Here is a 19,043-nt window from a genome sequence, read left to right as displayed (position 1 = left end):
ATGTAGCTATCACTATACTTACAATGGCTTAATAGCCTGAACTTCATGCTGAAAAACATAAGGATCAGATAAAAAGCAAAATTTATCATCTTCAGGGTAGGTTACGGCGATATGATAATCCTCACCAGCAAAAGCCTTAACCGCATCAATATCAGTCCAATAAGTCGCAAGAAAAAAATGTTCCCAGTTCCCCTGGGTGACTCGCTTAACATAAGCGCCCTGATTACCGGTTATGCCTTGCGAATGTGTGACACCTGTTAATTGAAGATGAGTTGCAAAACCTTCTGCGTGCTCCAGTGGCACACAACCATGCCATGTTCTTACTATCATTGCCGACTCCTGTCGCAGTAAAGTCAATAAATTAATTAGATAAACAAATAACGGGTAAGAATTATCATCGTCCCCGCTATACCTCTGGAAAGCCTTTATTCATACAATAACACTCATCCATCAGCGCCACCCGTTTAGGCCATAATGTCCCGCAACTGATAAGCGGCTTCTGCTTTGTCTGCCAATTGGTGTGCCAACGCATGCTCGATAACTTCGCGTTGGTATGAGGTGGTTTCTCCCGCCCAATCACGGAAGGTGGATCTAAAGCCGTGCTGCGTTAGTCCTGTATGTCCCATCCGTTTTAACACAGCTAGTAACGACATATCGGAAAGTTGTCCACCTCGAGGCGCAGAGAATACAACGTTGTTATCTGCAAACCGAGGCAATTCCTTAAGGTCAGTCATGAATGTGCCAATTTCTCTGTAAGGCAACGCTGCATAGATGTTTTGGGATTTGTACTTTGCTAGGTATGGGGAGAAGGGGTTTTAACATTCCTTTCCATGCTGCGGGGTTATCACCTTCGCAGTATTCTTTGGCTTTGGCGTAGTCCAACACAACCTCAATGCGTCCACGAAGACGGCTTGCCGTTTCATTTTGGGTTAACTATATCGGTTCCAGTATGGTTAAAACATGGGCTTTTGTTATTTTGCTAACGACTTTTTGACCAATAAATGGATAAGAATAGGTTTCCAGCGTAGAACGCCACTGCGCGATATGTTTCTGGTTTTTGAGTTCTTTAGTCTTGATTTTGATAACTTCTTCTTCAGCACATTTGGCAAAAGTCCTTTTCTTGTATGCCAGTTTTTCCTGTTGTGCTCTGGAGGCGCGCTTTTCCTCGCATATGTCAGCTCGCATACTTTCATTGGGTTGATCTTTTTTTTCTAAAAAATATCGATGCTATGGTTGTATCTATCGTATGCTGTTGAAATTAATGAGAACTGAGTCTATCAAATCGAATTTAGCGATCGATAAATTACCTATGATAGTCATTTTCTATCGTGGTTTATTTATCGATCGTTATAATCGATGTGACATATTCATAACGGAAGATCAATAATTTGTAACTAATTACACGTGTCATAACACATTTTTATGTTAATACATGTTTTAAAGGGTACATGATATGTCCCGTTATGCTGGCATTGATGCATTTTTGGCCATGAAAGAAATTGGCTGGCGTTTTGATGCTTCTCTTCATTTACGTTCTATAAATGACGGATTTCATCCTACCTCACGCTTGCCGATAAGCGGACTGGGCAAGGCTAACGGTAAGTATACTTAATATACCGTTTAATACATTAGCAATATTTACGATAATAATTTTGTATAAAAAATAAGCAATAAAGGAAATATGGCAATCAATGTTTTGAAAAGACAGAGAGCACAGCAATGAATATTTTGAATTGGGGAATAGGGAAGCGACTTGGATCTGGTTTCGGAATTTTGTGTTTGATGCTGATTCTTGTAGGAGGTATTTCTATTTTCTCTCTCTCTACGCTAAAAGATACAGCGTCAATGATTGTACAGAATGAATATCCTCTGACAGTAACTGGGAATGAAGTTATCCGGCAAGTCAACGCCAATTATATCGCGACGAGTCAGATGTTGTTGAGTCGCAAAATTGAGATGAGACAGAAGCGAGCGGAAGCCTTAAAAAACGGCTTAGCCAAAAATAATATTCTATTTGAAAAATTAAAATCTGATACTGCTGGTGATGCCAAAGCAGCTGAACTTCTTGCCAATATAGATGAAGTCCGTAGCAGATCCCTGCAATTGATTAACCAAATTATCTCCTTGCGGGAGAATGACCGTGATGGCGCATTGGATATTTATTTTGGTGAAGCTTTTGTGGTCCAGGAGCAATTATTGCAGTTAGTGTCCGCTTTTATTGAGTACTGTGACAACCGGATGATAGCGGCCGATCAGGATATGTCGGATCGCTACATTTCCACGCTTTGGGAAATGGGCGTTATCATCTTGATCAGTATTTCGCTAGGAATTATAACCGCCCTTGTCATTACTCGTAGTGTAGTACGCCCGGTAATGGTTGCATTGGATGGCATTGAGGCCACCGGCCGTGGCGATATGACGACGCAATTTAAGGATAAATACCATCAAGATGAGACTGGACGCTTATTGTCTGGCCTTAAGATCACAGTTCATAATATCAGTAAAATACTGCATCAGATCAGAGATAGTGCCGCTGCGGTATCGAGTGCTGCATCACAAATTGCAGCGGGTAATCAGGATTTGTCCTCCCGAACGGAGGAACAGGCAAGCGCTTTAGAAGAGACTGCGTCAGCATTGGAGCAACTGACAGCCACGGTAGAAAATACGGCCGCTAACGCTCGTCAGGCACAAATGCGAGTCGTCGACGGCGGAGCAATTGTAAAACGTAATAATGAAATCATGTCCCTAACAGTACATCAGATGGCGGGTATCCACCAATCCTCGCAGAAGATGGCTGATATTATCACTGTGATTGAATCTATTGCCTTCCAAACAAACATACTTGCGTTAAACGCGGCAGTGGAAGCCGCGCGTGCGGGTGAGACTGGGCGTGGTTTTGCCGTGGTGGCAGGAGAAGTGCGTAACTTGGCACAAAAAAGTGCAATAGCCGCTAAGGATATTAAGGCATTAATTGATGAATCTGTTGCGCAGGCCAAAGCGGGTAGGGATTTAATCGAAAAGGCTGGTACGGCAATGCATGAGATGTCAGTTAACGCTGAAAGCGTGGAGCAGATTATTAATGAAATCGCACAGGCGGCTCGTGAGCAGAGTGATGGTATACGCCAGATCAATCAGGCTGTTGGTCAGATTGACACCATGACGCAACAAAATGCGGCTTTAGTTGAAGAATCAGCCAGCGCTGCGCAATCGATGTCTGACCAGGCTGTGGCAATGGAGGCGTTGGTCGGCTCATTTAGGTTGGATAATCAGGATAAGAACCGCTTTGTTGATCAAATACCACCAACAGAAAATAGAGTTAAGCTGGCTTTCATTAACCAGCCACAGCCCCGTAAATTAGACATGATAGAAAAGCGTAAAGAGAACTAAAAATTGCTCTAATATTTTGTTTGAAATTTGGCCGTTTATAATGTGTTTTTAACATTATTTACGTTTAAAAAAAATTAAAGGCCGTAGATGTAAAATACTACGGTTAAGAAAAATATTAAATACACATTGACCTGTTAATTTGAAGTGATTGCTAGAATCAGGGGGCCGTATGTATAAAGGGGATAGTGATTTTTCGCATGAAGTAACCCATAAGAAAATTATCTTTCTTTATAAAAACCTGTTATTCGGTGTCGGAATTTCATTGATTGCGAGCGTAGTGATTTTTTTAGAGTTTGGGAAAAATCATAATGGGGAAAGTATTTGGTTTTTTACGCTCATTTCCGTTTTGGTAGCCAGATTGTGTAGACAGAGAATCTGGAACAGTAAGCATAAGTTAAAGACCGAGATAATAAAAGAGCTTTTTATCTTTAGACTTGGTGTTATGACTACGGCATTACTGTGGTCAATATATTTCCTGTTATCTCACAAATATTTTGATATATATGAGGTGACATTCTCGATGATTATTATCGCTATATTGACAGGCAGTGCGGCTGTAGTGTTGGCAAGCGATAAGTTTATTTCTATTACTTATACCATAACACTCTTAATCCCCTATTCATTATTGTTACTTATGGATGAACGGCAACAATATAATAGACTTGGCGAGCTAGGTATTTTCTTTTCCTTAGTGATGATTTTGGTAACGATAAAATCAGCGAATTCTATGATATCATCAATAGAATTGAAATATGAATATAAAGGTCTACTTCGTAATTTGGAAAATGAAGTTAAAAAAAGGACAAAAAAGATATATTATCTTACCCAACATGATTCATTAACACATCTTTTAAATAGAGCCTATTTTATAGAAAAATCTGAAAACATATTGAAATATAATTATAAAAATCAATATTACCTGTTTTTTATTGATCTTAATGATTTTAAATATGTTAATGATAATTTTGGCCATTTGACGGGAGATGCCTTGCTTAAGAATCTTGCTAGCAGGTTCAGGAAAAAATTATCGTCTACGTGTCTCATCTGTCGGTGGGGAGGCGATGAATTTATTATTCTTAGTGAGTTTCACAGTGAGCAAGATCTGGATGAAATGGTGCAACAGATTTTTTTACTGATAGAAGAGACATTCTATATAAAAAATAACGTTTTTGAGATTAGTGCCTCGATTGGTATATCGCAATATCCAGCGTTTTCTCGGGACATTCACTCGCTAATCTTACAGGCTGATATGGCAATGTACCATGCAAAATTTAGTAATAATAGAAAATATTTATTATTTAATAAAAGCATGATGGATGAATCTGTATATAAATATAAGTTGAGTTCTAAGCTAAAAACGGCGATTGAGAAAAAACAATTATCCATTATGTTTCAACCCATATTAAATGTTAAAGAAAATAAGTTTGATTCGGCTGAAATTTTACTCCGTTGGCATATAGATGGAGAGTCGATTCCCCCTGATGTTTTTATTCCATTGGCGGAACAGACTGGAGATATAAATAAAATTGGTTTGTGGGTTCTGGAAACCGCGATCATTCATGCTAGAGAATTGGATGAAATAGGAATATCCATTAGTATATGCGTAAATGTATCAGCTATTCAATTCAAAGAAAGTTACTTCCTTGATGCCGTTTTCTGTTATCTCAGGAAGTTTGATTTCCCTTCAAATAGATTGAAGATTGAATTAACAGAATCGGTTTTTTCAGATAGTAATGAGAAGGTATTCAGTTCGATAAAATCGCTTCAGAAACAAGGCGTTAAAATATCTATTGATGATTTTGGAACTGGGTACTCTTCATTATCTCTGGTACAGAATTTAAATGTAGATACAGTTAAAATTGACAAATCATTCATCTCTGAGATTGATAGAACAGGGCTCAATATTGTTCAGGCTGTAATGGTTATTTCAAACGGATTTGGATTTAATGTTGTAGCCGAAGGTGTGGAGGAATTACACCAAATGGAGATATTGGCGTCTATGGGGGTCCCATACCTTCAGGGATACCTGTTTTGTAAACCAATTCCTTTTACTGAGTTTATCTCTTTCATGAAAGAGCACCCATTAAATTAGCCCTGCAAGCATTTCCTGGGACTTGGGGCTAGGGTGTGTCCCGTAACTGTTTTTGTACAATCGGGGACATGATTTCACCACAAAAGGTTCTTTCATTTGGCTCGTTACGATTTCCCCGATGAAGCATGGACGCTGATTTCTCCTATGCTGCCGCCTGAAAGGGGTTCTTCCAAAGGCGGTCGTCCTTACTTTGCGCATAGGCGTGTCATGAATGGTATATTCTGGATGCTTTGCTCCGGTGCGCCGTAGCGGGATTTACCTGAGCGTTATGGTCATTGGAAAACCATTTACAACCGCTTTAACCGGTGGCCTAAAACCGGAGTGATGAACAGTATTTTCAATAAATTACTTCAGATTTTGGACGAAAAATCGCTGATTGACTGGGATGTTATCGCGCTGGATGGCAGTAACGTTCACGCCCTGAAAGCAGCAGCCGGTGCAAAAAAAAAACATCCCGATGAACTCGAGGACCATGGGCTGGGTCGCTCTCGCGGCGGCTTTGGCAACAAAATCCATTTGGTGACAGATGGCACAGGGTTACCACTAAGTTTTTGTTTGAGCGGCGGACAAGCTCACGAAAGCCAGTATGCGGAAACGTTGCTTAACCGGGTCGGGGTCATCCGAAAAAGTGGGTACTTGAAATCGCGCCCGAAAGCAGTGCTGGCGGATGAAGGTTACTCAAGTGGAAGAATTCGCATTCATTTGAAAATAAAAGGGATAAAAGCGGTTATCCCGTTTAAATCAAATGAGAAAGCCAGTCGTGACAGACGTCGGTGCCTCAATACGGGCTTGTATAAAAAACGCAATGTCGTGGAGCGTTGCTTTGCGATATTGAAAGAAAATCGTCGTATTGCGACACGCTCGGAAAAAACAGCCAGAAACTACCTGAGCATGTTAAAGCTGGGGGCGATCAGGTTATTTTTGAAACGGTTGTTAAGTTAAGGGACACAGCCTAGTATCGTTTAATCCAGAGCGTAAAGTGGTTACTAAAGCAGTGCGAATGGCTACGTAAAAATCAGACAGGGCGACAGATATCTTGACAGTTACCGCATATCAAAAACAGGCAGATACACAATTTAAATTACAGTCTCAAGGTAGGATAAAACCAGCCTCCCTAATTTTTTAATTATAGCTCAGACTTGATCTAATAGATTCCGGCTATCCGTCAGATCATATCTGGCTTAAATTCCTCTCAGCTTGGTTGCGTATTATTTTGTTTTTAGGTGTAGTCAAAAACAACACATCCATTTCCTGATGCGGCAATTGATTTAAGATCTAGGACTGACTTACCTTGCAAGTTCTTAAGAACTATTCTAGCTTGTTTTCCTGAAGCAGAAGCTGCAATACTTTTTAAATCTAGTACAGAAAATGGCCTTGCATCTAGAACCATTCCACCGCCTGATGCCGCGATACTTTTTAGATCTAATACAGAAAGTGACATATATACTCCTTTCTTAGATTACACATAATATGATTTTTGTGGGGTGTTTTTTCTCTTTACGTAAGGCGAAAAACGATGATACAGGTTTTTTCATCAGTTGTTAACATCTTAGAATAAGAAGATCACTTGTAAAACTATTTCATCAAATATGTTTGTCATGTTGAAAGCTATTTCCAAAAATCATTAGTGCTATTTCGTTCTCAGTCAACGGGGAACGTCCATCATAGTTTACGAATGAGCAAATCGACTCGCTGAGTTCTTTGATATCCATATCATCCTAATTATTATTTTTGCATCAATGGTCTTGAGTATTCATTAACGATAATATGCAAAACGCAAAACCATTGAAAAGGAAATTTATATGGCTAATTACGCATACATGACTATCGAAGGTAAATCACAGGGATTGATTTCTGAGGGTTGCTCCACATTAGAATCTATCGGCAACCGATATCAGGCAGGGCATACCGATGAAATCATGATTTTAGCTTTTAACCATATGATGAGTAATGACGGTCATGCCGTCCATAACCCGATCACCCTGGTAAAACCTATCGATAAGTCAACGCCGTTACTGGCAATGGCATTGAACGAACAAGAGAAGGTCAAAGTGTTGCTCGATTTTTACCGCACCACGCAACATGCCAAGCAAGAGAAGTTTTTCTCTATTCAGATCAATGATGGGCTCATATCAGATATCAACCTCGTCATGCCTAATATCATCGATGATGGTGCTGGCCTGATATTGGAGCATATCTCTATCAGGTATAAAGATGTGACATGGACGCACCACAAAGCCGGAACGTCTGGTTATGCATTGTGGGAAATGACGAAATTCATGAATTAAACAAGTGCAGGGGAGACCCTGCATTCATTTTTCATCAATCCATGTGAAGAACTTCCCCAATCCGAAGCAGACTTCGATGGCGATGATGAGATGAATGGTCTTTCATTCCACGGAGCATATCCAACCAATAAAATATAGATGATTTAAAGAAAGGATATGCTGAAAAGAGCAAATATGATGTTTTTAAATAAGAAATACGCCGATTTTTTAAACATTCTCAGTATAATTGACTCATGTTCATTTTTTATCAAACCAGTCAGATAATTTCCCTAGCCCAATGAAAATGGAAACGGCAATAATTAAATGGACTGTTTTTTCACTCCAGGGGGCATACCCAACAAATAGAATATAACAAATCCAAAAGAAGCATATGCTGAAAAGAAACATAGTTATGTTGTTTAATATGAAAATAAATGCCTTTTTTATAAAGGTAGTCATATCACTTAATCCTGTATTCTATTTTATCAATTAATCGATTAAACATGCCATTACCATAAACTCTCTTCATCTTTATCGCTTCTGTTAGTGGTTCAACATATTCCTCAAACAGGAAGAAAAGAAAATCTAAATCATCTCTTCTCAATTCTGAATATACTTCAGGATTATGGCTCCTCAAATACATTGAACGATATATTGACCGTTTCGCCATTCCACCAAGCAACAAAATATAATATACCGTGCCAGTAGATACTTTTGGTGCATTGCCGATTCTCTTCGCTATTTGAAAAACAGCTTGTGAAACAAGCATACTACCCGCGACCGAGCCTACTGCTTTATGATAAATTGCTTCTTTTTGAGATTCAGAGGCATTCCGATTAAAGACCTTAAATATTCTTTTTATCGCCTCGATGATTTTTTCTCTTGATACAATTCCTCGATGAATCGCTTTTATTAATCTTTCCATTTCTCGTGATTTGGCATACCGTGTATCCGTATCAATAAAATCATAGGCCAGATAGCCAAAATTCTTACCTATCTCTGATATTCCAGACCCCATCCCTTCATAAAAATCCGTAGTGGTTAGCATCTTCACTATACGGTCAGCCAGTTCATCCAGATTTGCTTCAGTCATTGTTATTCCATCCGTGAATTACAAGATTACTTAGCTTAGATTGTAGTGTAATCGCTCAATGAGCGGAATACATTCTTATTACATTAATAGGTTGGTAAGTATTTTATTAAAGGAAGAGATTTTTTAAGGTAGTAGTAAGCGGACACGTTAGCCTGGACAGTGACTTAAAAAACTTGTCGTTTAAAAACTGAGAATGCAAAGCAATGAACCGAGGTGATAATACAATTTAGCCATCCTTGGCCGTAAAATCTATCCTTTCTGCGCAAACTCAAAGGGCCTAACTACGCCATTGCGGTTGGCATCCAGGAAATCAGCCCACCATTGCAGCATCAGCTTACGCTCATCGAGATGTTCAGCCTGATGAATGTAGGCCGCCCGTACATTATTACGTTCCTGATGTCCCATCTGACGTTCAACGGCATCCTTTGACCATAATCCTGATTCAATCAGGGAACTACATGCCATTGTGCGGAAACCATGTCCACAAACTTCGGTTTTAGTGTCATATCCCATTACCCGTAAGGCTTTATTAATGGTGTTTTCACTGATGGGTTTATCTGCGTGACTAAAACCAATAAAAACCAGTTTGCGCTCACCACTGATAGCATGCAGTACTTTGAGGATAACAATAACCTGCTTGCTTAATGGCACCAAACGCGGTGTCTTCATTTTCGAACCACGATTGGAAAACTTAACGTTTTTTAGGGGCTCTCGCTTCGCAGGAAAAGTCCATAACGCATAATTGCTGTGATGCGTTGTTGCAAGCGAGAAGCCACTTCCAGATGTCCGGTTTTTTCTGCATTCTTAGCGGGGATTAACAGATCGCGGGTTTTAAGCGTTGCGATATTTTTTTGCCCGATAATTGGGAATACGTGCGTTGTCAGGCTATTGATAATCAGTGTCCGATGCCCCTCAGACCCGGTTTTATTGCTGGCATGCCAGCTTCTGGCAACAGTTTCAAAGGTGAGTAAACCTTTCTCTTCAACCTTTAACATTTTCCGCTTTTCTCTTTTCACCTGGATCAATGTTATTGGCAATCTGTTGTCTGGCTTCGTCTCTTCTGCGACGGGCTTCTGTTAAAGAAACCGCAGGATAGACGCCTAATGCCAACATTTTTTGCTTACCTGCAAAACGGTATTGCAAACGCCAGTATTTAGATCCGTTAGATTGGACCAGAAGGTGCATACCATTTCCGTCAGTCAGTTTGACGGACTTCTCAGCCGGTTTCGCATTTCTGACCTTTGCCTCAGGGAGTGCGATAGCAAATCTCCCACAGTGATGGTATCTGCATTATCGAACTTACCATGCCAACATTTATACCAACAAAACAGCGTGGATGCCGGTAAAACTAAGTAGAGCTAAGTAGACTAGCTTGTTGTATTAACTTGATGAATAGAATGGGAAAAATAGACTTTGATGGACGTTCGTGGGCGAGATTCTGGTGTCCCCGACTGGAATCGAACCAGTAACTAGCCCTTAGGAGGGGCTTGTTATATCCGTTTAACTACGGGGACGTAAAGCCCGGTCATTATACGCATTTTTGCTCTGTGGATAAGCACTTAACGACGCGTTTGCTCAAAGTGTCGCCAATTAATCGCTTACGCGTGTTTTTTGCTGTTAGTCCTATGGGATTTTGGCCGCATGGCATGGAATCAATAGTGCATGTCGCTACGGATTTGGGCATGACTAATGAGGGCGAAGATAAAGGTGCCGCCGATAATATTCCCCGCTAATGTGGGCAAGGCAAAGGGCCAAATGAAGGCTTGCCAGGAGATTTGTCCAATAAATACCAGATAGAAAATCTCTGAGGCACCGGCCACAATATGGGTAAGATGACTGAAAGCAATCATCCATGTCATGATAATAATGATCCACAGTTTGGCTGAACCGGCGCGAGGTAGCATCCAGACCATGGTGGCTATAATCCAGCCGGAAATAATCGCGTTAGCGAACATTTCAGTTGGTGAATTGTTCATGACCTTCATAGCAATGTCCACTAATGCTCTTTGCGTAGCGCTATCAAAAACGGGCATATAGCTAAAGGCGAGTGCTGCCAGTGCGGTGCCGACGAGGTTACCAGCCAGCACGACAAGCCATAACCGACCAAGAAGCAAAAAATTGCGGCACGTCGGCTTATGCATAATGGGAAGCACAGCAGTGACGGTGTTCTCAGTAAACAATTGCTGACGCGCCATAATGACGATGACAAAACCGATGGTATAACCGAAGCACTCCACTAAAAAAGCGCCGGGAACGTCAACCAGGTGTTGATGAAGCATGCCAACGGCCATAAATGATGTGCCCATAGAAATTCCCGCGGCAATCGCTGACCACAGTAATGCCAGCGCATCGCGTTCCAGCTCTTTTTGCCCCTCCTGACGAATTTCTTCGTGGATCGCAGCGGCTGGCGAGGGCAAATGCGCCTCATTAACATCTATGTTGGCCCCTTGCGCGTTTTCTTCACTTTCAACGGCAATGTTCCGTTCTTCTTGCTGGGGTTGACTGAACTTTGGCGATGGATTCATAAGCGCTCTCTACCTCTATGGTCCGGTCTGTTGGCTGTTGACGGAGGGTGCGAGGCACTAGGCATTATGCGCCCCAATCGTTTTCTATGAGTAAGTGTAGTCAGTGTTTTGATAAAGCTAAGAGGGATAAAAATGCTGTACTACCCTTTACACTGGAGAGAATCGCCTTAAGCGGGAGAATGGCAACCCTATGAAAATGCTGTCATGCATATGCTAACGTAGCGGTGGAACAATAAAATGTTACACTGTTGGTTGAAATCCCATCTTGGTCGCCCTGCCTAAATAGGCTGGCATTGGGAATACCCATTGTGGGTCGCGGGTATAGCACACGATAACTCAGGGAGAACAGATATGAATTACCGCCTGAATGGGGTGGTGTTAGCCAGTATGTTACTTATCGGTTGCACCAGTTCCGGGGATCGCGTTCAAGAGGGGCGCTCCGATCCGCTTGAGGGCTTTAACCGCACCATGTTCAGCTTCAACTATAACGTGCTGGATCCTTATGTTGTACGTCCGGCGGCGGTTGCCTGGCGTGATTATGTGCCAACACCCGCGCGTAACGGGCTGGGGAATTTCTTTAGTAATCTGGAAGAGCCAGCAACGATGGTGAACTATTTCGTTGAAGGCAAGCCGTATAAAGCGATGATCCACTTTAACCGTTTTTTCCTGAATACGTTACTCGGGATGGGGGGGCTAATTGACGTAGCCTCAATGGCGAATCCGAAGCTGGCAAAAGAAGAATCGCGTCGCTTTGGTAGTACATTAGGCCATTATGGCGTGGGATATGGTCCTTATGTGGTGATGCCGGGCTACGGTAGTGTGACGCCGCGTGAAGATGGCGGTGCTGTTGTGGATACGCTATATCCCATGCTGAGTTATCTGACATTCTGGATGTCCGCTGGTAAGTGGGCGATAGAGGGGCTGGAAACACGAGCACAACTTTTAGATTCTGATGGCTTGTTGCGGAATTCTTCCGATCCATACCTGATGGTGCGCGAAGCCTACTTTCAGCGACATGATTTCCTCGCCAGCGATGGGAAAATTACCCCGCAGCAGAATCCAAATGCCGCAGCGATTGAAGACTCGCTCGACGAAATTGACGCAGCAAGATAGGAATGCACATCATCACCCATTCCACGGGCACTTGCGGGTGCCTTTTGCTTTTATAGAACATCGCTGCGTTTCTTTTTCCGTGACTAATCTGTGGTTTGCCACTTAAAAGTTGTGATACTGTTAAAGAATTATTATTTTATCGAAAAAATCACCCCATCAAGTAACAAAAATGTTACATCGTTCACTGCTAGTGAAGTCAACTAAGACTGGAATGCGTCAGGACAAGGTTATTTCGTAAGCTGGATGGTGGGCATAGGCGTCATAAGCATGATGCTTCTAACGGATGGCGGCACAGCCGGGTGTTAATAAATGTCTGAAATGCAATTTACCTGCACTTATAAAAGATTTACCTGCACTTATAAAAATAGAGACATAAGCATGAGAAAGCTATTGACTAAGTTCTTTTGCCTAAGTGTGGCGGTGAGTACGCCGCTGGCTCTGGCCGAAGAGACAGAAAAGGCAGAACACATTAACAAGACTGAAAAAGCAACCGATGTCGTACTGATTGGCGGGGGCATTATGAGCGCCACGCTAGGCGTCTATTTACAGGAACTACAGCCAGACTGGTCAATCGAGATGATTGAGCGCATGGACAACGTGGCGGAAGAGAGTTCTAACGGCTGGAATAATGCCGGTACGGGCCATTCGGCGTTCATGGAGCTTAACTACACGCCAGATAATCCCGATGGTTCAATTAATATCAGCAAAGCGCAGGAGATTACCGAGGCTTTTGAAATATCTCGTCAGTTTTGGGCTTATCAGGTGCAAAAAGGTGTGCTGAATAATCCGCATACTTTCATTAATAGCGTGCCACACATCAGTTTTGTCTGGGGAGATGAAAATACCGCTTTTCTTAAACGCCGCTATGAAGCGATGCAACACAGTACGCTTTATCGTGGCATGGTGTTTTCTGACGATCCTAATACCATCAAAACCTGGGCACCGCTGGTCATGGAAGGTCGTGATCCAACCCAGAAGGTGGCGGCAACCCTTATGCCTATCGGCACCGATGTAGATTACGGCGAGCTCACCCGTCAAATGATTGGTGCAATGAAAACTCACCCCAACTTTTCGTTACGCCTGAATTCGGAAGTGCGTGATATCAAGCGTAATGCGGATGATACCTGGAGTGTCAGCTACGTCGATCTGAAAAATGGGGGGGAGAAACGTGTCATCAAGGCGAAATACGTCTTTATTGGCGCGGGCGGCGCGGCGCTGCAATTGTTGCAAAAATCAGGAATTCCTGAAGCCGATCTTTACGGCGGGTTCCCGGTTGGCGGCGAGTTTCTGGTAACGGAAAACCCGGAAATGGTGAAGCGACACATGGCGAAAGTCTACGGTAAAGCGTCTGTGGGGGCGCCGCCGATGTCCGTTCCTCATTTGGATGCGAGGATCATTGATGGCAAGCCGGTCTTATTATTCGGGCCGTTCGCCACGTTTTCCAGTAAGTTTCTGAAAAATGGTTCGTTGTGGGATCTGGCCAGCTCTGTGACGTTGTCGAATATTTTGCCGATGGCGCATGTGGGGTTGGATAATTTCAATTTGGTGAAGTATCTGATTGGTCAGGTCATGATGGATGACGACGATCGTTTCGCCGCATTGCAGGAATATTTTCCTAATGCGAAACAAGAAGACTGGAAGCTCGCCATTGCCGGGCAACGTGTTCAAATTATTAAGAAAGATGACAAGAAAGGCGGCGTATTGAAGCTCGGGACTGAAATCGTCAGTTCGCAGGATGGGTCTATCGCGGCCTTGCTCGGCGCGTCTCCAGGGGCATCTACCGCGGCACCGATTATGCTGGGCCTATTGGAAAAGATGTTTAAGGATAACGTGACCACGCCGGAATGGCAGAGCAAGCTGAAAGCGATTATTCCATCTTACGGCCAGACGTTAGAAGGCAATGTAGCATTGACGAATAAAATACGACGCTATACCAGCAGTACGCTGGGGCTGGATTATATTGAGGTGACACCTGAGTAGTCTGGAATGCTGAGAAGGCCGCGCAAGCGGCTTTTTTTATGCCGATTAACATGCATCTACCTTATCAGGGGATAATAAAGCCGATGGATAAGCCCTCCGGCTTTATTATGTTTTGACTGTCTCCCGCATAACGAACGTGTTTATGAGGTACGCCGCAGGTCGGAGTGTGTCACGCGTTAATCAGAATGCATAATTGACATTCACGCCGTAGAGCCAGGCTTTACCTTTAGAAGTGAAGTCGTAGCGTGGTGATCCAGCAACATCGGCAATAGGTTCACTGATGTCGACTTGTTTACCGTGCATGTAGGATACCCCGACATCAACAGACGCTTTCTTGTTCAAGGAATAGGTAGTACCGGCGCTTAGCCAGAAACGATCCTGATCGGGGATAGAGATAGAGCGTTTATCGGCGGGGACCGGGCTATCATCAAATGCGATACCGCCGCGGAAAGTCCAGGTATCGTTGTGGTAATAAGTGGTGCCGAGTGCGAGCCGATAAGCATCCCGGAAGCTTTCATCCTTCTGGGACAGCGTTTGGCCGTGACTCCCCGTTGCTTTCAGTTCTTGGAATTGACTCCAACGGGTATAGGCCAGACTATAGTGGATCGCCCATTTAGCATGAACGCGGTGATAGGCTGAGGCTTCCCACATTTCTGGCAAATTCAGCGTCAGTTTACCGGGAATCGTCGCACCATCGGTGCCGACAGGGATACCCGGTGCGAGTCTTGGTCTGTCGCTATGATAATCGCCATTAAAGTCGAGTTTTACGTTTGAACGATAGGTAAAGCCAAGACGGTTATTTTCATCGACTTCGTACAAAAGCCCGGCGTTCCAGCCGTAACCCCACTCCTTTCCTTGCATGTTTACTAATTCGGAAGATGGTTGTAAACCGCCAGCAGCCAGTTCTCCTGCGCGGCGCTCAATTTTTGCATCGGCATAAACCGCATTAATGCCAAGGCCGAAGCTGAAATGTGGGGTCACACGGTAGGCGGCGCTCAGATTCAAGTTGGATGTCAACAGATCGGTCTTGCCGCCGATAGATCCGGCCGCATAGTTATTGTTGAACTCCGTTGCCAAGCCGTAGTTAGTGGTGGCGGAAGCCCCGATAGCCCAGTGTGCATTTAGCGGCATGATGACATGCAAATTCGGCACCCAGGCATGTGGTGCAATATTTTGGGCGCTGGTATTTTGCCCCGCTAGGGAGTTTTTTCCCTGAACATCAATATCCGGGTTGATATAGGTCACACCACCGGAAAAAGTCGGGCGCGTAAACCGAGTCAGGGTCGCCGGATTACGGCTGCCTGCGGTCGCATTGTCTGCAATAGCGCCTTCACCAGAAAACGCACGCCCCAGGCCTGATGATGAGTATTCATTGAGCTGAAAACCAGCGGCGGACGCATTTGCTGAAACCAGCGCTGCCGCTGTCGTTAGGGTAGCGAGTTTTAATAGGCTTTTTTGGCCCATAACTGGAACCTCTGGATATGATGATTGTTTAATGTTGTTACATGAAGTAACAAGGGACGCGCATTGTAGGGGGACGTACTCAACCTGACAACGCAGACCAGTTGCCAAAATAGAGATGATGAAGTCGTGGATGTCACAAAAAAGAAATTATTTTGTTTGGTAGATGATGCCGCTTATGTGGAACTGATTATTTTTTGGTTAGCTAATTGGCACGATTGTTACGCAACTTTCACACTCCCGTAACCATTAATGTGATTGATATCACTATAGTTACTGGCTGGCATGAAGTTCTGGTACATCGTCGTGAGGAGGGAGTAAAATAGGAAAAGAGTAAGAATGTTTTAACCGGATCCTAGCTCCCCCGCATTTTAAGAGGAAAGAAACATGTCGAACGTAATCAACAAATGCAGTGCTGAAGAAACCGCAGCCTGTTGCTGTGTCGATGTTGGCACAATTATGGATAATACGGATTGCACCGCGTCTTACAGTCGGGTTTTCGGCAATCGTTCCGATGCTGAGGCGACACTTGAGGCACTAACGAAAAAAGCGCGTGAGGTAGAATCAGAACCTTGTGAAATCACCAGTACGCTGGAAGAGGTAGACGGCGGTGTTAAATTGGATATTGATTTCACCTTTAGCTGTCAGGCTGAAACAATGATTTTCCAACTCGGCCTACGGTAATTTTGCATAGCAGGAGTTTTGTCAGGACTCCTGTTCAATGCCCGCTATCTTTTTCTAAGCGCGTTTCCCGAATTTTCCCCAGGGCTCTAACGCTAGAGATAACGATCTATCGATCAACCGCACCGTCACGCTAATTGATTGTGACGTTAATGGTGATGGTGTCTTTATATACGCCCTCAGGCTTGCTGGGTTGACTGGGGTTAATACGGGCAGCGTAGGTTCGGCATTGGCGCGTTGTTTTTCCGGCCGCGGATGTGTCCAGATGCCCTGACCATCGAGAAATAAGGGCAGTAGGTAGCGCATTTGGAATTGCAACCCCATCTGCGGCGTATCTTGTTGATAGGGAGAGGCGATCTCATCAATGATGATACGATAAGCTCGTTCAGTATTGGCTGGCGTAGGGGTGACGCGAATCAGACGTATCATATTGCGCTTACCGGGTTCCAGCGTCATGAACGGTGGTGTGGCAATGACATTGTTTTGTTCGGCATAACGATCGCGAAAATCGCTTTGCTTCCATGACATGATGCGAATTTGTAAACCGACTGACGTACTGCCTTTGTTCTCCAACCAGAGCGCCGAGCTGTTCTCATCGGCTTCAATGACCTGATAGATCGGCCAAACGAGGATAGAACTCGTGGCAAAGCATGCGGTGCCGGGTAAAAAAAACAGGGCCCAAATTAAAAACGTTATTTTCCTTTTCATCCTGTGTGCTTACTCTGTTTATTAATACGTCAGGCTGACGGTCACGTTATCCGTATAAACCCCTGCGGGGGGCAATGGCGAGCCGCCAAAATAGCGAGCATAGATAGTGTAAGTCTGGGGGGTAGAGGGAAAGGAGACGATACTCAGCGCCAGGCTCCCCATTCCCCATACCTGAGTGCGAGCGGCATCGCGATAAAGTTGGTAAGCGAGTAATCGCGTGCCTGCTGCATTTTTCAGATAACGCCGTGCGCTGCTGCCACCATTGGTTCCATAGTCGAGTTCAATCAGCGCGTTAATACCTGGCGTACAGCTTGCGATGATAGATCCTCCTCCGTTGGTACTGGCGATATCCAGATTTTCTACCGCGGCGCTCTGTGTTCCGAAGTCAAATGTGCCCATATTTGGCTGACTGTTTGTCACGCTAGTACCAAATACGCACCCCTTTTGTAGCGTGGCTTCGACGTCAAAAGTGCTGCTGACCGTGAGTGCCATTGTTACCACAGGGGTAACAAGGCCTATCAACGCGAGAGTAAAACGTAATATCAATGGCGAGTGCATTGTCATACCGATGTCAATGGCTCCCTTATTCGACTGATGGCTCGGAAAAGTCGGCAGAGGCGCATCTCGAACCGTAAACATCACCATTCAATGGTGGCGGTGACGGTATCGGTATAAGAACCGGCGGTTGGCGCAATAACAGTCTGGTCTGAGGGTAAAATACTGGCATAAACCGGGATTAACTGAGGGTTGCCTGTGGCCACAATGGCTATACCGCCGGTACTGGTGAGTGGGATTTCGGCGGTGCGGTTTGCATCACTGTATAAACGGTAGGGTACGTGATAGGTTCCCGTATCAGGCGCTAGCCTGCGCAGTGAATCCGTGGCGTTAGCGCCCGCGTCAATGTGTAACGCGGCGGGGGTGCCAACAGAACAGTTTACCGTTACGCCATTGCCGCCTGTACTGGTTGCCTGACTATTAATGGCATTGTCCAGGCCTGAGTGGGCGCCGAAATCGATGGTTCCCCACGTCGCCCCAGCTCCACCGCCATTGTTGACCGTGCAAGCGGCGGTAATGGTCAGAGAGAGGGGAATTTGCCCGGTAATCGTCACGCCATTGGCCGTATTAGTGAGACAGAATGACGTAAATAGCGCGCTCAAAATAGGGAGTATTATTGGTTTAGCCTTCATAATGACATCCTTAATATTCCACTTGCTTATTTTTATTAAAACTGTGTCTATGAATATACGTGGGTATTCATAAAGTTGTCGTCATCACGGATGACGCTGGCAATGAATCGGAATGCATCTTAATACCAGTATTATTATGACCTTATATTGGAGTGTTCTGATAAATAAAAATGGATTTTTTCATTCCTTACGGCTTCGCTAATCATCAATTGCTAAATATTAATGGCTTGTATTTAATTGTTTTTGTTGTATTTTTAAGTAGGAGTATAAACAAATGAGTAATTTATTTTATTTATAAAATTAAATTGTATAAATATAAAAATTTCATCAGTTGTTATTACCATGTCACGACTGCCTATAAATCTATGATCGAGTATGTTTTTATCGCTATAGCGTTATATTCTGTCCGCTTTCGGTTTATAAAAAAATAAATAATAGGCAGTAGAAAATCTAATTAAAGCAGTTTTAATAAAGATAGAAGCAGAGTAACTTTTTAACAATATCGCAAAATTAATATACCTTAAAAAAGTGGAAAATATCGATGCTGCT

14 protein-coding genes, 1 tRNA gene and 4 pseudogenes are annotated in these 19,043 nt (G+C 43.6%); 8 read left to right on the top strand and 11 right to left on the bottom strand.

Annotated features, from left to right (window positions below):
• Positions 1-18: 18 nt before the first annotated feature.
• Both RFN81_RS12145 and RFN81_RS12140 read right to left on the bottom strand, forming a co-directional pair.
• Positions 19-330, bottom strand: coding sequence for a hypothetical protein (locus RFN81_RS12145; protein WP_264496094.1), 312 nt, complete (start codon positions 328-330; stop codon positions 19-21).
• A 76-nt stretch (positions 331-406) separates the two neighbouring features.
• A pseudogene (locus RFN81_RS12140) lies at positions 407-1,167 on the bottom strand (tyrosine-type recombinase/integrase); the annotation flags it as partial.
• 286 nt (positions 1,168-1,453) lie between these two features.
• Here RFN81_RS12140 and RFN81_RS12135 point away from each other — a divergent pair.
• The 4 genes and pseudogenes from RFN81_RS12135 to RFN81_RS12120 all read left to right on the top strand — a co-directional run bounded on the left by RFN81_RS12135 (position 1,454) and on the right by RFN81_RS12120 (position 6,421).
• Positions 1,454-1,612 carry a hypothetical protein gene (locus RFN81_RS12135; protein WP_264496093.1) on the top strand — a complete coding sequence of 53 codons (159 nt, stop codon included), beginning with the start codon at positions 1,454-1,456 and terminating at the stop codon, positions 1,610-1,612.
• Between the two features lie 131 nt (positions 1,613-1,743).
• A pseudogene (locus RFN81_RS12130) lies at positions 1,744-3,099 on the top strand (methyl-accepting chemotaxis protein); the annotation flags it as partial.
• 457 nt (positions 3,100-3,556) lie between these two features.
• Complete coding sequence (locus tag RFN81_RS12125) at positions 3,557-5,479, top strand: putative bifunctional diguanylate cyclase/phosphodiesterase (protein ID WP_264496091.1); 1,923 nt, start codon at positions 3,557-3,559, stop codon at positions 5,477-5,479.
• 96 nt (positions 5,480-5,575) lie between these two features.
• Positions 5,576-6,421: pseudogene (locus RFN81_RS12120) on the top strand (IS5 family transposase).
• A 277-nt stretch (positions 6,422-6,698) separates the two neighbouring features.
• On the opposite strand, the gene RFN81_RS12115 reads toward RFN81_RS12120, so the two are convergent.
• Positions 6,699-6,920, bottom strand: coding sequence for a hypothetical protein (locus RFN81_RS12115; RefSeq protein WP_264496090.1), 222 nt, complete (start codon positions 6,918-6,920; stop codon positions 6,699-6,701).
• 361 nt (positions 6,921-7,281) lie between these two features.
• On the opposite strand from RFN81_RS12115, the gene RFN81_RS12110 reads away from it, so the two are divergent.
• Complete coding sequence (locus RFN81_RS12110) at positions 7,282-7,767, top strand: Hcp family type VI secretion system effector (protein ID WP_014699424.1); 486 nt, start codon at positions 7,282-7,284, stop codon at positions 7,765-7,767.
• 439 nt (positions 7,768-8,206) lie between these two features.
• On the opposite strand, the gene RFN81_RS12105 is transcribed toward RFN81_RS12110, so the two are convergent.
• From RFN81_RS12105 to RFN81_RS12090, 4 genes and pseudogenes are all read right to left on the bottom strand, one after another.
• Positions 8,207-8,839, bottom strand: coding sequence for a hypothetical protein (locus RFN81_RS12105; RefSeq protein WP_264496089.1), 633 nt, complete (start codon positions 8,837-8,839; stop codon positions 8,207-8,209).
• A gap of 249 nt (positions 8,840-9,088) precedes the next feature.
• Positions 9,089-10,099: pseudogene (locus RFN81_RS12100) on the bottom strand (tyrosine-type recombinase/integrase).
• Between the two features lie 179 nt (positions 10,100-10,278).
• Positions 10,279-10,353, bottom strand: a tRNA-Arg gene (locus tag RFN81_RS12095).
• A gap of 138 nt (positions 10,354-10,491) precedes the next feature.
• On the bottom strand, positions 10,492-11,364 hold the full coding sequence (locus RFN81_RS12090; protein WP_264496088.1) for a formate/nitrite transporter family protein: 873 nt from the start codon (positions 11,362-11,364) through the stop codon (positions 10,492-10,494).
• A 351-nt stretch (positions 11,365-11,715) separates the two neighbouring features.
• Between RFN81_RS12090 and mlaA the strand changes: the two genes are divergently transcribed.
• Complete coding sequence (gene mlaA, locus RFN81_RS12085) at positions 11,716-12,477, top strand: phospholipid-binding lipoprotein MlaA (protein WP_264496087.1); 762 nt, start codon at positions 11,716-11,718, stop codon at positions 12,475-12,477.
• Between the two features lie 378 nt (positions 12,478-12,855).
• A complete protein-coding gene (mqo, locus tag RFN81_RS12080; protein ID WP_264496086.1) occupies positions 12,856-14,457 on the top strand; it encodes a malate dehydrogenase (quinone) in 1,602 nt (533 codons plus the stop codon).
• A 180-nt stretch (positions 14,458-14,637) separates the two neighbouring features.
• Here mqo and fadL read toward each other — a convergent pair whose 3' ends face one another.
• The gene (gene fadL, locus RFN81_RS12075) at positions 14,638-15,921 is read right to left on the bottom strand and encodes a long-chain fatty acid transporter FadL (RefSeq protein WP_264496085.1); all 1,284 of its coding nucleotides are present in this window, start codon (positions 15,919-15,921) and stop codon (positions 14,638-14,640) included.
• Between the two features lie 384 nt (positions 15,922-16,305).
• Between fadL and RFN81_RS12070 the strand changes: the two genes are divergently transcribed.
• Positions 16,306-16,602 (top strand): YfcZ/YiiS family protein, encoded by a 297-nt coding sequence (locus RFN81_RS12070; RefSeq protein ID WP_264496084.1) that lies wholly within the window; start codon positions 16,306-16,308, stop codon positions 16,600-16,602.
• 54 nt (positions 16,603-16,656) lie between these two features.
• Here the strand turns inward: RFN81_RS12070 and RFN81_RS12065 are convergent, their stop codons facing one another.
• The 3 genes from RFN81_RS12065 to RFN81_RS12055 all read right to left on the bottom strand — a co-directional run bounded on the left by RFN81_RS12065 (position 16,657) and on the right by RFN81_RS12055 (position 18,494).
• Entirely contained in the window at positions 16,657-17,307 is a 651-nt protein-coding gene (locus RFN81_RS12065) for a fimbrial biogenesis chaperone (RefSeq protein WP_264496083.1), read from the bottom strand.
• A 21-nt stretch (positions 17,308-17,328) separates the two neighbouring features.
• Entirely contained in the window at positions 17,329-17,865 is a 537-nt protein-coding gene (locus RFN81_RS12060; protein WP_319800204.1) for a spore coat U domain-containing protein, read from the bottom strand.
• 80 nt (positions 17,866-17,945) lie between these two features.
• Entirely contained in the window at positions 17,946-18,494 is a 549-nt protein-coding gene (locus RFN81_RS12055) for a Csu type fimbrial protein (RefSeq protein ID WP_264496081.1), read from the bottom strand.
• Positions 18,495-19,043 lie beyond the last annotated feature (549 nt).

It is taken from the genome of Pectobacterium cacticida (genome assembly GCF_036885195.1).
Lineage (GTDB): Bacteria > Pseudomonadota > Gammaproteobacteria > Enterobacterales > Enterobacteriaceae > Pectobacterium > Pectobacterium cacticida.
The sequence above is the reverse complement of the archived record's forward strand: the minus strand, read 5'-3'. Positions and strand labels throughout refer to the sequence as shown.